General features: G+C 56.6%; 1 pseudogene. It reads left to right on the plus strand.

Features of this window, described 5'->3' with window-relative positions:
- Positions 1-495: pseudogene (locus H8711_RS13840) on the plus strand (VirB4-like conjugal transfer ATPase, CD1110 family); the annotation flags it as partial.
- Positions 496-905: the final 410 nt, after the last annotated feature.

Here is a 905-nt window from a genome sequence, read left to right on the forward strand (position 1 = left end):
GGGGCCGGACTTCGGACGATTGCCATGCTCATTATGCAGGACTTGGTAAACTCGCAGGTGTCCATGAATTTCCTGCGCGGTATCGCTACATGGTGCTACTTCGACGAATTTCATGTGCTACTCCGTGACCGTCTGACGGCAAGTTATTGTGTGGCGATCTGGAAAATGCTGCGAAAAAAAGGGTGCGTTCCCAGTGCTTTAACGCAGAACGTAAAGGATTTTCTGGCAAGCCCGGAGATTGAAAACATCTTTGAAAACTCGGACTTCCTTGTGCTGCTCTCGCAGGCACAGGGGGACCGGCAGATTTTAGCCAAACAGCTTGGGATCAGCCCCCACCAGCTTTCCTATGTGACCCATACCAATTCCGGCGAAGGGCTGCTGTTCTTCGGGAATACCACCATCCCGTTTGTTGACCGCTTCCCGCAGAATACCGAGCTGTACGCCATTATGACCACCCGCCCGGAGGACAAAAAACAGGAAATGAACCGGGCATAACGCACTTCGGGCCATGATGGCCCGAGGTTTGGAAAGGAGGGATACATCATCGGAAAGAAACCGGATAAACGGAATTTTCAAAGGCCGGGGCCGACGGAGGATACCGGGAGCAATCGCCCCGGACCGGCTGAACGGGAAGGGCCTTCCCCCGCACCATCCCGACGCCTGCGGTTTAAGGACGAGGATACCGGACAGGACATCCCTTCGGGCCACAATGGCCCGAAGTCCAAAAGCGGCAAGTTTCAAGAGGACAGCCGGAAAAGCCGTCCCTCTGACCGCATGAGGCAGGAGGATGAAGCGGGCGGGCCGCAGGATACCGGCAAGGCACAGGAGCCGGAGGGCTCCGCCGAGAAGGCCGGGAGCAAAAAGGACAAGTACCAGAAAGCACAGGCAAAAGCGGAACACGCCGG

It is taken from the genome of Ligaoa zhengdingensis (genome assembly GCF_014384885.1).
GTDB lineage: Bacteria > Bacillota > Clostridia > Oscillospirales > Ruminococcaceae > Ligaoa > Ligaoa zhengdingensis.